This window comes from Stenotrophomonas sp. Bg11-02 (genome assembly GCF_002836635.1).
Classification (GTDB): domain Bacteria; phylum Pseudomonadota; class Gammaproteobacteria; order Xanthomonadales; family Xanthomonadaceae; genus Stenotrophomonas; species Stenotrophomonas lacuserhaii.
Genome location: NZ_PJAY01000060.1, coordinates 120,027 through 133,257, shown reverse-complemented (window position 1 = coordinate 133,257; position 13,231 = coordinate 120,027). Strand labels below are relative to the sequence as shown.

The 13,231-nt window shown below is 66.1% G+C and carries 11 protein-coding genes; 10 read left to right on the top strand and 1 reads right to left on the bottom strand.

Translation table 11 applies throughout. From position 1 onward, the window contains the following. Entirely contained in the window at positions 1–777 is a 777-nt protein-coding gene (map, locus tag CXG43_RS10765; RefSeq protein ID WP_198551409.1) for a type I methionyl aminopeptidase, read from the bottom strand. 462 nt (positions 778–1,239) lie between these two features. Between map and rpsB the strand changes: the two genes are divergently transcribed. The 10 genes from rpsB to bamA all read left to right on the top strand — a co-directional run bounded on the left by rpsB (position 1,240) and on the right by bamA (position 12,914). Then, on the top strand, positions 1,240–2,049 hold the full coding sequence (gene rpsB, locus CXG43_RS10760) for a 30S ribosomal protein S2 (protein WP_042613841.1): 810 nt from the start codon (positions 1,240–1,242) through the stop codon (positions 2,047–2,049). 124 nt (positions 2,050–2,173) lie between these two features. Next, entirely contained in the window at positions 2,174–3,052 is an 879-nt protein-coding gene (tsf, locus tag CXG43_RS10755; RefSeq protein WP_042613840.1) for a translation elongation factor Ts, read from the top strand. A 210-nt stretch (positions 3,053–3,262) separates the two neighbouring features. Continuing rightward, entirely contained in the window at positions 3,263–4,801 is a 1,539-nt protein-coding gene (locus CXG43_RS10750; RefSeq protein WP_101099956.1) for a GGDEF domain-containing protein, read from the top strand. A gap of 85 nt (positions 4,802–4,886) precedes the next feature. Continuing rightward, a complete protein-coding gene (gene pyrH / locus CXG43_RS10745; RefSeq protein WP_042613838.1) occupies positions 4,887–5,618 on the top strand; it encodes a UMP kinase in 732 nt (243 codons plus the stop codon). Between the two features lie 90 nt (positions 5,619–5,708). Further along, complete coding sequence (gene frr / locus CXG43_RS10740; RefSeq protein ID WP_101099955.1) at positions 5,709–6,266, top strand: ribosome recycling factor; 558 nt, start codon at positions 5,709–5,711, stop codon at positions 6,264–6,266. A gap of 5 nt (positions 6,267–6,271) precedes the next feature. Next, a complete protein-coding gene (uppS, locus tag CXG43_RS10735) occupies positions 6,272–7,039 on the top strand; it encodes a polyprenyl diphosphate synthase (RefSeq protein WP_101099954.1) in 768 nt (255 codons plus the stop codon). Beyond that, on the top strand, positions 7,036–7,878 hold the full coding sequence (locus CXG43_RS10730) for a phosphatidate cytidylyltransferase (RefSeq protein ID WP_101099953.1): 843 nt from the start codon (positions 7,036–7,038) through the stop codon (positions 7,876–7,878). Before uppS ends, CXG43_RS10730 begins: the two co-directional genes overlap by 4 nt. Positions 7,879–7,880: 2 nt before the next feature. Beyond that, positions 7,881–9,071, top strand: a complete 1,191-nt coding sequence (gene dxr / locus CXG43_RS10725) for a 1-deoxy-D-xylulose-5-phosphate reductoisomerase (RefSeq protein ID WP_101099952.1) — start codon at positions 7,881–7,883, stop codon at positions 9,069–9,071. Between the two features lie 34 nt (positions 9,072–9,105). Then, positions 9,106–10,464 carry an RIP metalloprotease RseP gene (gene rseP, locus CXG43_RS10720; protein ID WP_101099951.1) on the top strand — a complete coding sequence of 453 codons (1,359 nt, stop codon included), beginning with the start codon at positions 9,106–9,108 and terminating at the stop codon, positions 10,462–10,464. Positions 10,465–10,559: 95 nt separating this feature from the next. Then, positions 10,560–12,914: an outer membrane protein assembly factor BamA gene (gene bamA / locus CXG43_RS10715; RefSeq protein ID WP_198551411.1), complete on the top strand. Its 2,355-nt coding sequence runs from the start codon at positions 10,560–10,562 to the stop codon at positions 12,912–12,914. Positions 12,915–13,231: the final 317 nt, after the last annotated feature.

Below are 13,231 nucleotides of genomic sequence, written 5' to 3'. Positions count from 1 at the left end.
TCAAGCGACCTGCGATTCGCCCGGCGCAAGGGTCAGCACGTCCACGCCGGTCTCGGTGACCGCGATCATGTGCTCCCACTGCGCCGACAACTTGCGATCCTTGGTGACCACGGTCCAGCCGTCCGGCAGCACCTTGTTGTAGCGGGTGCCCTCGTTGATCATCGGTTCGATGGTGAAGGTCATGCCCGGCTGCAGCACCAGGCCCTGCCCCGGGCGGCCGTAATGCACCACCTGCGGTTCATCGTGGTAGACCTTGCCGATGCCATGGCCGCAGTACTCGCGCACCACGCTGAAGCGCTCGCTTTCGGCGTAGCTCTGGATGGCATGGCCGATATCGCCCAGGGTGGCGCCCGGCTTGACCGCACGGATGCCGCGCCACATCGCTTCATAGGTCGCATCGACCAGGCGCTTGGCCATTACCGATGGCGAGCCCACGTAGTACATGCGGCTGGTGTCGCCGTGCCAGCCGTCCTTGATCACGGTGACGTCGATGTTGACGATGTCGCCGTCCTTGAGCACCTTGGCCTCGCTGGGGATTCCATGGCAGATCACGTTGTTGACCGACGTGCATACGCTCTTGGGGAAGCCGCGGTAGCCGACGTTGGCAGGGATCGTCTTCTGCACGTTGACGATGTGGTCATGGCAGATGCGGTCCAGCTCTTCGGTGGTGACACCGGGCTTGACGAAGGGCGTGACGATGTCCAGCACTTCGCTGGCCAGTCGCCCGGCCTCGCGCATCAACTCGATTTCCTGGGGGGTTTTCAGATTTACGCTCATGCCTGCCATTATCGCCGATCCGGGCCCGATGCTGAACGGGTTCGTGACACAGCGACGTGCGGGGCTGACCGAGGGCACGGGACCATAAAGGAAGCTGAATACGGGCCGGCAGGGACTCTCGCCCGGGGCCCAGAGCCCTTGCGGGCGGCAGCTCCAGCCTGTCGCGCCGCCGCTGCCGTCACTCACCTGGAGCGGATTGCAGCGCGCGCCCTGCTGGCCTATAATCGGCGGATTGCCTGCCGCATCCCTGCGCGGGACATCGTCCACACCGGACGTCACCGGTGAATCCACACCCATCGTCCCGATCCGTGCCGGGGTGCCCCGCAAGGGGTTCGGCCACGGAGACGATGGGGAAGCCCAACCCCGGAACCATCAATGCGCGCCCGCGCAGTCCCGCACACTTTCCGCGGGCGTCCCGCAAGGGACAACGGAGCACGCCGGTTCCCTGCCAGGAGTTTTGCAATGCCCCAGATCACCATGCGCCAGATGCTCGAAGCCGGCGTCCACTTCGGTCACCAGACCCGTTACTGGAACCCGAAGATGGCTCCGTACATCTTCGGTGCCCGCGGCAAGATCCACATCATCAACCTGGAAAAGACCGTCCCGCTGTTCAACGATGCGATGAACTTCATCTCCTCGGTGGCCCAGAAGCGCGGCACCATCCTGTTCCTGGGCACCAAGCGCAGCGCGCGTGAGTCGATCCGCGAAGAAGCCGAGCGTTGCGGCATGCCGTTCATGAACCAGCGTTGGCTGGGCGGCACCCTGACCAACTTCCGTACCGTCAAGCAGTCGGTTGCCCGCCTGAAGGAACTGGAAGCCGGCGAGAACGACGGCAGCTTCGAGAAGCTGGTCAAGCACGAAGTGCTGGGCCTGCGTCGCGAGCGCGACAAGCTGGAAGCTTCGCTGGGCGGAATCAAGGACATGAACCGCCTGCCGGACGCGATCTTCGTGATCGATATCGGCCACGAAGACATCGCCATCAAGGAAGCCAAGAAGCTCGGCATCCCGGTGATCGCCGTGGTCGACACCAACTACAACCCGGAACTGGTGGACTACGCCATCCCGGGTAACGACGACGCCATCCGTGCCGTGCAGCTGTACGCCCGCGCTGCCGCTGACTCCGTGCTGGAAGGCAAGGCCGCTGCTCCGCATGCCGCCACCGTGCGCGAAGAAGAGTTCGCCGAAGCCGCTGAAGGCGAAGAGGCCAAGCCGGCCCGTCGCGCTCCGGCCAAGAAGGCTGCGCCGAAGAAGTCCGACGACGCACAGGCCTGATCCAGGCCCCGGGTGGATGCGCTGCGTCCACCCGCCCTGCCGGCCGCTTCGGCGGCTGACAGCACCCTGTCATACGGGCCGGCCAGCATGCCGGCCCAACCCCTTTCTTTTGTGAGGTAATCCCATGGAAATCACTGCTTCCCTGGTCAAGGAACTGCGCGAGCGCACCGGCGCCGGCATGATGGAATGCAAGAAGGCGCTCGTTGAGAACAACGGCGACATCGAGGCGTCCATCGAAGCGCTGCGCAAGTCCGGCCTGGCCAAGGCTGACAAGAAGTCCGACCGCGTTGCCGCCGAAGGCGTCATCGTGGCCGCCCAGGAAGCCGGCAAGGCCGTGCTGGTCGAGATCAACTCCGAAACCGACTTCGTCGCCAAGGATGAGAACTTCACCAACTTCGCCAAGTCGGTCGTCGACGTTGCGCTGTCCTCCGGCGCTGCCGACATCGATTCGCTGAAGGCCGCCAAGCTGGCTTCGGGCGACACCGTCGACGAGACCCGCGCTGCGGTCATCGCCAAGGTCGGCGAGAAGGTCGACGTGCGTCGCATCGTGCGCCTGGAAAGCAGCAACAACGTGGCGGCCTACGTCCACGGCGGTCGCATCGGCGTGCTGGTGGAACTGGCCGGTGGCGATGCCGAGCTGGCCCGTGGCCTGGCCATGCACGTGGCGGCGATGAATCCACCGCACAACAAGGCGTCCGACGTTCCGGCCGACTTCGTTGCCAAGGAGAAGGAAATCGAGCTGGCCAAGATGACCGACAAGGACAAGGCCAAGCCGGCCGACATCCTGGAAAAGATCATCAGCGGCAAGATCGCCAAGATCGTCAACGAAGTCACCCTGTACGGCCAGCCGTACGTGCTGAACACCGACCAGACCGTCGAGCAGGTGCTGAAGGCTGCCGGCGCCGACGTGGTGGGCTTCAAGCGCCTGGCCGTGGGCGAAGGCATCGAGAAGGTGGTGGAAGACTACGCCGCCGAAGTGATGAAGCAGGCCGGCCTGGCGTGATTGCCGGGTTGACCTGATTCACGAAGAAGCCGCGCTTTGCGCGGCTTTTTTGTGCGTGCGGCGCAAGGCCCCCGGGCCAGCGCCGCACTGCCTTTGCGTTATGTGGCGTTCGGACCGATACTTCTTCCGGGGGAGTTCGTTTAGTGCAAGGGCCACTATGCAGATCTGTGACGGAACCCTCATCCCGCACCCTTGAACGATCGACTCGATATGCCTCCCGAGCTGACAGCCGTCCTGGCGCTCTGCCGCAATCTCCCGTCGCCTCCCGGCATCGCGCTGCGCATCATCGAACTGGCCCAGGATCCCGAAGCCGACCTCAGCACCGCCGCCGATATCATCGCCATCGACATGGCGCTCAGCGCGCGCATGCTGCGCATCGCCAATTCCCCGCTGTATGCCAGCCGCCGCCGGATCGACAACCTGGGCCAGGCGCTGACCATGCTCGGGCTCAATGCCACCCTCAGCCTGGCCCTGGGCTTCACCATTACCCAAGGCGTGGCAGGTACGGCGGGCAGCCCCGAACAGGACCTGCGCGAACGCGCCTGGCGCCGCAGCATCCTCAGTGCGCTGGCCGCCAGCCAGCTGGGCCAGGCGCGCGGCCTGCGCCGGCTGGAAGAACTGATGCTGGCCGGCCTGCTACAGGACATCGGCGTGCTTGCGCTGGCCCAGTCACACCCCGATACCTACCTGCCGCTGCTGCGCGACGCCGACAGCAACGCGGCCCTGCTGGACGCCGAACGCGCGCAGCTGCAGTGCACCCACGCCGAGGTCGGGGCCTACATGGCCGCGCAGTGGGACCTGCCCCGCTACCTCAGCGAAGCGATCGCGCGCAGTGAAGACGGCACCCCGTCCCAGGACACCTTCCAGGCCTGTGTCCAGCTGTCCGGCACGGTGGCCGACATCTGGCTGGACAGCGACCCCGACGCCGCACGCGAGCGCGCGCTTGAGCAGGCGCATGCCCGCCTGCAGCTGGACAGCGCGCAGTTCGACCAGGTGCTGGCGCAGATCAGCCAGGCCCTGCCGACCATCGCCAGCCTGTTCGACACCTCGCCGACCACCCCGGCGCGCGTGCAGCTGCTGATCGACCACGCACAGGAACTGGCGACCCTGCGCAACCTGCGCCAGATGCAGGACGCCGAGCAGGCCCGCCGCCGCGCCGACGAGTTCGAAGCGCGGGCCAACCGGCTCACCGAACAGGCCCACCGCGACGCCCTGACCGGCGTGCTCAACCGCCGCCAGCTGGAAACCGTGCTGGAACAGGAATTCCTGCGCGCTACGCGGCACGGCTGGCCGCTTTCGGTAGCCTTCATCGACCTGGATGACTTCAAGAAGATCAACGATGCGCACGGCCACCTGACCGGCGATGAAGTGCTGCGCGAGTTCGCCGGCACGCTGCAGGGACAGCTGCGCACCAGCGACACGGTGGCGCGCTTTGGTGGCGAAGAGTTCGTCGCGCTGCTGCCCAACACCACCGAATCGGTCGCCCTGGATGTGATCCGCCGCGTGCTGGCGCGCATCGTGTCCACCCCGATGGCAATGCTGGAGGGCGGGCCGCTGTTCATCACCTTCTCCGCCGGCGTGGCGACCCAGGGAGGCTATGAACGCTTCGCCGACGTGCAGGACCTGCTGCGTGCCGCCGATGATGTGCTCTACCGCTCCAAGAACCTTGGCCGCAACCGGGTGATCGCGCGTTCCCCGGGCGATGGAGCGGCCCTGGCCCCATCGGCAGAAGCCCCGTCCGCCGCCTGAACCAGGGTCCGCGCGCGAAATAACTACAGCAGCGCCGCGCTTGCCAGTAGAATCTGCCGGGAATTCACGCACCCTGAGGTCCCCCATGTCCAAGCTCGCCTATCGCCGCATCCTGTTGAAACTTTCCGGGGAGGCGCTGATGGGGGACGAGGACTACGGCATCGATCCCAAGATCATCAACCGCCTGGCCCGTGAAGTGGTCGAAGCCCAGCAGGCTGGCGCGGAAGTGGCACTGGTGATCGGTGGCGGCAACATCTTCCGCGGCGCCGGGCTGGCTGCAGGCGGCATGGACCGCGTCACCGGCGACCAGATGGGCATGCTGGCCACGGTGATCAATGCGCTGGCCATGCAGGACGCACTGGAAAAAGTCGGTGCCAAGGCCCGCGTGATGAGCGCCATCAAGATAAACGACGTGTGCGAGGACTACATCCGCCGCCGCGCCATCCGCCACCTGGAAAAGGGCCGCCTGGTGATCTTCGCCGCCGGCGTCGGCAGTCCGTTCTTCACCACCGATTCGGGCGCCGCTCTGCGCGCCATCGAGATCGGCGCGGACCTGCTGCTGAAGGCCACCAAGGTCGATGGCGTCTACGACAAGGATCCGAACAAGTACAGCGATGCGGTGCGCTTCGACAGCCTGACCTACGACGAAGTGATCATCCGCGGCCTGGAAGTGATGGATACCGCGGCCTTCGCCCTGGCGCGCGACAGCGACCTGCCGATGCGCGTGTTCGACATGGGCCAGCCGGGTGAACTGCTGAAGATCCTGCACGGCGAGAACATCGGCACCCTGGTCAGCGGCCGCAATCCCGCCGCCTGAGCGCCGGATGCATGACCGGGGCCCTGCGGTCCCGGCTGGGCGCCTATTCGCCTATAATCGCCCGATTCCAGTAATACCCAGGACCGGGCGATGCTCAACGACATCAAGCAGAACGCGCAGACGCGCATGGCCAAGAGCATCGACGCTCTGCGCCACACCCTGACCACCATCCGCACCGGCCGCGCCTCGCCGGCGCTGCTGGACGGCATTTCCGTGCTGGCCTATGGCTCGCAGTCGCCGCTGGCCAACGTGGCCACCATCAGCGTTTCCGAAGGTCGTTCGCTGGTGATTTCGGTATTCGACAAGTCGCTGGTCGCAGCGGTCGAGAAGTCGATCTACGCCTCCGACCTGGGCCTGACCCCGACCGTGGTCGGCACGGTCATCCGGCTGAACCTGCCGCCGCTCACCGAAGAGCGCCGCAAGGAACTGGCCAAGACCGTGGGCAAGGAAGGCGAGGAAACCAAGGTCGCCATCCGCAACATCCGCCGTGATGCCAACCAGGAAGTGGCCAAGCTGCTCAAGGACAAGGAAATCACCGAGGACGACAAGAAGCGCGCCGAGGAGGATATCCAGAAGCTGACCGACAACAGCATCAAGGACGTGGACAAGGTCGTGGCGGAAAAAGAAAAGGAACTGATGGCGGTCTGAAGTCGATGCCTTCAGCCCCGCCCCCGCTGCCCAGCGCGCTGCCGCGCCACGTTGCCATCATCATGGATGGCAACGGGCGTTGGGCGCAGCAGCGCCGCCGCCCGCGCATGATCGGCCACCGTGCCGGTGCCCGCGCGGTCAACCGCACCATCGACCGCTGCCTGGAACTGGGCATCCCGGCGCTGACCCTGTTCGCGTTCTCCAGCGAAAACTGGGGCCGCCCGGATGACGAGGTGCAGGCGCTGATGAAGCTGTTCCTGCACGCGCTGGATCGCGAAGTGGACGAGCTGCACCGCCGTGGCGTGCGCGTACGCTTCATCGGCGAACGCGAGCGATTCGGTGCCTCGCTGGTGAGCCGCATGCAACTGGCCGAACAGCGCACCGTGGACAACACCGCGATGACCCTGTCCATCGCCGCCAGCTACGGCGGCCGCCAGGACATCGCCCGTGCCGCGCGTACGCTGGCCCAGGAAGTGGCCGCCGGCCGCCTGTTGCCCGAACAGATCGATGAAGACCTGCTGGGCAGCCACGTGGCGCTGGCCGACATACCGGCCCCGGACCTGTTCATCCGCACCGGTGGCGACACCCGCATCAGCAACTTCCTGCTGTGGCAGCTGGCCTACACCGAACTCTGGTTCACCGATGTACTGTGGCCGGACTTCGACACCGACCAGCTGCAGCGCGCGCTGGACACCTACGCCGGGCGGGAGCGCCGTTTCGGCCTGACCAGTGCCCAGATCGCTGCCCTGGCCACCGAGACGTCCAGCCCATGACCAAGACCCGAGTCCTCGCCGCGCTGATCATGGCGCCGGCGGCCATCGCCGCGATCCTGCTGCTGCCCAGCCAATGGCTCGCCGCCGCCGCCGCCGCGGTGTTCCTGATCGGCCTGTGGGAATGGCTGAAGCTGGCGGGCGTGGAAGACACGCTGGCCCGCACCACCCTGCTGCTGCTCAACCTGGTGCTGATGGTGCTGGTGGTCTGGGACCGCGACGCTTCGCTGTTCCTGTTCCGCGTGGCTGCGCTGATCGGCGTCGGCTGGTGGCTGCTGGCCCTGCTGTGGCTGCGTTTCTTCAACTTCGGTGCACAGCCGGACAGCCCGGCGCGCGCGCTCAAGCTGCTTGCCGGCACCCTGGCGATCCTGCCGGCGTGGGCCTCGCTGGTGCTGCTGCACGCCACCAGCGACCAGGGCCACCTGTGGCTGCTGACCGCGCTGGCCGTGGTCTGGGCCGCCGATTCGGGCGCCTATTTCGCCGGCCGCACCTTCGGCCGCCACAAGCTGGCCCCGCGCATCAGCCCCAACAAGACCTGGGAAGGCCTGTTTGGTGGGCTGGTCGCCGGCCTGCTGGTGGCTACCGCGTTCGGCCTTGGTTTCGGCGTGGATGCCTGGCAGCTGGTCACCCCTGCACAGTTGCCCTGGCTGCTGCTGGTGACGGTGGTGGCGGTGTTCGCCTCGGTGCTCGGCGACCTGTTCGAGAGCCTGCTCAAGCGCCATGCCGGCGCCAAGGATTCGGGCCACATCATTCCCGGCCATGGCGGCGTGCTGGACCGTATCGACGGCGTATTGGCCGCATTGCCGGTGTTTGCCATCGGCAAGGAAATCTTCGGACTCTGACCATGCATGCTGCCCCTGCCCTGCGCCGTGTCGCCGTGTTCGGCGCCACCGGCTCGATCGGCGCATCGGCGCTGGATGTCATCGCGCGCCACCCGGACCGCTTCCAGCCGACCGTGCTGGCTGCCGGGACCCAGGTCGATGCGCTCATCGCGCTGTGCCTCGCCCACCGTCCGCTGCACGCGGTGATCGCCGATCAGGCGCTGTACCCGCGCCTGCGTGACGGCCTGCGCGAGGCCGGCCTGGCAACCACCGCCCACGCCGGCAGCGCTGCACTGGACACACTGGCCGCCGGCGATGACTGCGACACGGTGATCGCCGCGATCGTCGGTGCCGCCGGGTTGTCTTCCACGCTCGCCGCCGCGGCGGCAGGCAAGCGCCTCCTGCTGGCCAACAAGGAATCGCTGGTGCTGGCCGGCGAACTGCTGATGCGCACCGCGCAGCAGGCGGGGGCGGAAATCATCCCCATCGACAGCGAACACAGCGCCATCTTCCAGTGCCTGCGCTCTCGCGACGCTACCCTGGAAGGCGCCGGCGTACGCCGCATCCTGCTGACCGCTTCCGGCGGCCCGTTCCGTGGCCGCAGCCGCGCCGAACTGGAACGGGTCACCCCGGCACAGGCCGTGGCGCACCCCAAGTGGTCGATGGGCCCCAAGATCTCGGTGGATTCAGCCACCCTGATGAACAAGGGGCTGGAAGTCATCGAAGCCCACCACCTCTTCAACGTGCCGGCTTCGCGGATCGAGGTGCTGGTGCATCCGCAGAGCCTGGTCCATTCACTGGTCGAGTTCGTCGATGGTTCCACCCTGGCGCAGATGGGCCTGCCGGACATGCGCACCACCCTGGCGGTGGGGCTGGGCTGGCCGCAGCGCATCGATGCAGGGGTCGCCGGCCTGGACCTGCTGCGCCAGAGCCGGCTGGATTTCGAAGCTCCCGATACCGACGCCTTCCCCTGCCTGGCGCTGGCCTGGCAGGCCATGCAGGCCGGCGGCACCGCCGCGGCGGTGCTCAATGCGGCCAACGAAGAGGCCGTTTCAGCGTTTCTTCAGGGAAGGATAGGCTTCCTGACCATTCCCGCGCTTGTGGATAACGCTCTGTCAACACTGCCGGTCGAGCCTGCCGATACACTGGGCGGCCTGCTTGCCGCCGACCAGCGTGCCCGCCTGCTCACCCGGACTGCCATCGAAGCCCTCTGAATGCCCTGCCCTGCCACCACCACCGTGAGCTGCCATGACTGAGTTCCTCGGATCGGTATGGTGGATGATCGTCAGCCTGGGCCTGCTCGTGACCATCCACGAGTTCGGGCACTACTGGGTGGCGCGCCGGTGCGGGATCAAGGTGCTGCGCTTCTCGGTGGGCTTCGGCAAGCCACTGTGGTCGCGCCGCGACCGCCATGGCACCGAGTTCGCCATCGCCGCCATCCCGCTCGGCGGCTACGTGAAGATGCTGGATGAGCGCGAGGTGGAGGTGCACCCCCACGAGCGCGGACAGGCCTTCAACCACAAGACCGTCTGGCAGCGCATCGCGGTGGTCGCCGCCGGTCCGCTGGCCAACCTGCTGCTGTGCATGCTGCTGCTGTGGGCGATGTTCGTCATCGGCAAGCAGGATTATTCGGCTACCGTCGGCCGCGCCACGGGCATGGCCCAGGCCGCCGGCCTGCAGGGCGGCGAGCGCATCCTGGCGGTGGACGGCCGCAGCGTGGCCACCGTGGGCGAGGCCAGCATGGCGCTCACCGCGGCGGCGATGGACCGCCACGACGTCACCCTGCAGGTGGTCGACGCCCAGGAACGCCAGCACCAGCGCGTGCTGCCGCTGTCCCAGCTGCCGGCCGGCTTCGATGAACGCCGGGTTGCCCCGCTGGCCGGCGTCAACTGGCAGTTCTGGCTGCAGCCGGCGCTGGTGGACCGGCTGGTGGACGACTCCGCCGTACGCGGCATACTGCAACCCGGCGACCTGATCGTGGCGGTGGACGGCGAGCGTATCGATGCGGCCGACCAGGTCTACCCGGCCGTGCAGGCGCTGGGCAAGCGCGGCGGGCCCGGCATGATCGACGTGCTGCGCGGCGGTGAGCGGCTGGCGCTGGAAGTCACCCCCCGGCAGGGCCTGGATGGCAACCGGCAGCCCGTCTGGCAGCTCGGCATCGGTTTTTCCGAGTCGCATGCCCCCGCCTACGACACCGTGCTGAAGTACGGTGCCTTCGCCGCCGTGCCCGTCGCCGTCGGCGAAACCGGGCGCATGGCCGCCGATTCGCTGGGCATGATGCGCCGGATCGTCACCGGCAGCGCCTCGCTGCAGAACGTTTCCGGGCCGGTCACCATCGCCCGGGTAGCCAATGTTTCCGCGCAGCGGGGCCTGGATTGGTTCCTCCAGTTCCTTGCCCTGCTGTCGCTCAGCCTGTGCATCATCAACCTGTTGCCCATCCCCGTCTTGGACGGCGGGCACCTGCTGTATTACCTTATTGAGTTGGTCAAGGGCAGCCCGCTCAGTGAGCGCGCCATGGCCGCCGGGCAGTTTGTTGGCCTGGCGCTGCTGGCAGGGCTGATGGGATTGGCGTTCTACAACGACATCCTTGGCCTGGTTACCCGATGAACCTGGGCTCCTTGATGAACTTTTTCCTGCTGTCGCCGTCTACACGTCGGCATCCCGCATCCCGCAACACGCAATCGACCTCAACCGGACGTGACATGACGCGACTCCCGAACCGCCGCCTGCTGGCCCTCGCCCTCGCTGTTGGCATCGGCGCCCCCGCACTGGCCCAGGCTGCCGCCCCCTTCACGGTCAGCGACATCCGCGTTGACGGCCTGCAGCGCATCAGCTCCGGTACCGTTTTCACCTATCTTCCGGTGGAACGCGGCCAGGCACTGACCGACGCCAAGATCAGTGAAACCATCCGCGCCCTGTACAAGACCGGCTTCTTCGAAGACGTGCAGCTGGACCGGCAGGGCGACATCCTGGTGGTGACGGTCAAGGAACGTCCGGCCATCAACAAGCTGACCGTCACCGGCAACAAGGACATCAAGTCCGACCAGCTGCTGAAGGGCCTGAGCGATATCGGCCTGACCGAGGGCGGTACCTTCGATCGCCTGAGCCTGGACCGGGTGACCCAGGAGCTTCGCCGCCAGTACAACGACCGTGGCAAGTACAACGTGGAAATCACCCCGGTGGTGAGCCCGCTGGACCGCAACCGGGTGGACATCGCGATCACCATCAAGGAAGGCAAGGCGGCCAAGATCCGCCACGTCAACCTGATCGGCACGGAGAAGTTCGAAGCCGAAGACATCCTGGATACCTGGGAGTCGAAGGAACACAACTGGGCCTCGTGGTACCGCCGCGACGACCAGTACTCCAAGGAAAAGATGTCCGGCGACCTGGAAAAGCTCAATTCCTGGTACCTGGACCGCGGCTACGTGGACTTCAGCATCGACTCCACCCAGGTCTCGATCAGCCCCGACAAGCGCGACATGTTCATCAGCGCCGGCGTCACCGAAGGCGAGCAGTACAAGATCTCCGAGATCAAGGTCAGCGGCGATACCGTGCTGCCGCAGGAAGATGTCGAGCGCATGGTCATCCAGAAGCCCGGCGATACGTTCTCGCGCGCGCTGCTGGAGTTCAGCAGCAACAGCATCACCAATTCGCTGTCCAATATCGGTTATGCGTTCGCCAAGGTGAACCCGATCCCGACCAGCAACCGTGCCGACCGCACCGTGGCGATCAACATGCAGGTCGTTCCCGGCCCGCGCGTTTCGGTCCGCCAGATCGTGTTCCGCGGCAATACCCGCACGTCCGACGAAGTGCTGCGCCGTGAAATGCGCCAGTTCGAGAACAGCTGGTACTCGCAGGCCGCCATCGACCGTTCCAAGATCCGCCTGCAGCGCCTGGGTTACTTCGAGGCGGTGGAAGTGGAAACCCCGGCGGTCACCGGCAGCAATGACCAGGTCGACGTTGTGTACAACGTCAAGGAAACCACCTCGGGCAGCTTCGTGTTCGGCCTGGGTTATTCGCAGTCCTACGGCATGACCACCTCGGTGCAGCTGTCACAGAACAACTTCCTCGGCGGCGGCAACCGCGTGTCGGTGGAAGCATCGCGCAGCAGCTACCTGCAGCGTTACGGCTTCAGCTACACCAACCCGTACTTCACCGATGACGGCGTGTCGCTGGGCTACAACCTGTCCTGGCGCGAACTGGACTACTCCGACTTCAACACCGCGCAGTACAACAGCACCAACGGTGCCGCGCAGATGGTGTTCGGCGTGCCGATCACCGAGACCGACACGGTTTCGCTGATGTTTGGTATTGACAGCAACCAGATCACGACGTACGAGGGCTCGACGCCGAAGTCGATCATCGACTACATCAATGCTGTAGGCCGCAAGACCTTCCACGCATGGCGCAGCGAACTGGGCTGGGCACGCGATTCGCGTAATGACTACTTCATGCCGACCCGCGGTACCTACCAGCGCGTCGGCCTGGAGGCCACCCTGCCGGGCTCGACCGTCGAGTACTACAAGCTGAACTACCAGATCAGCAAGTACTGGCCCATCATTCCCTCGCTGGTGATCAACACCCGCGCAGAGGTCGGCTATGGCGACAGCTATGGCAACGACAGCACGGTCGTTTTGCCTGACGGGCGTACTGTTACTGCCTCCGGCTTGCCGTTCTATGAGAACTTCTATGCTGGCGGTACCAACTCGGTGCGCGGCTTCGAAGACAACACACTCGGCCCGCGTTCCGAAATCACCAACGGCTACCGTAACGGCCAGCCGCTCGGTGGCTCGCTGAAGACGGTGGGTTCGGTGGAAGCCTACTTCCCGCGCCTGTTCGACAGCCCATCGGCGCGCGTGTCCGCGTTCCTTGATTTCGGCAACGTATATACCGGTGTCGATAACTTCAAGGCCAACGAACTGCGCGTCTCCACCGGTGTAGCCCTGCTGTGGCGCGCTCCGGTGGGCCCGATCTCGATCAGCTACGCCTTCCCGTTGAAGAAGGAAGACGGCGACGAAGTCGAACGCCTGCAGTTCACCTTCGGCGGCCAGTTCTAAAAGCTGGTGCAGGTATTACAAGATCGCCGGGTATTGCCCGGCGATCTTGTTTCCGGCAGCGGCCGCCCCTGCCGCGCTTCGCGCTCGCCGAGCACGGCTCGGCGCTACCGGCATTGCGGCGCGTGGCGTCCGCGGGTGCGGGAGGGAACAGGTGCTGATGGGGCGGATCGGGCGGGACCCTGAGCCGCAGGGATGGGCCTGCAGCGTGTCCTGCCCCAGCCCGGCCCCTCCCCGTCGCCGTTGCGGGGAGGTGCTGCACGGCCAATCCACCGAAGCCGGACAATGACCCCCGTCACGCCACGCGGTAAACTCCCCGC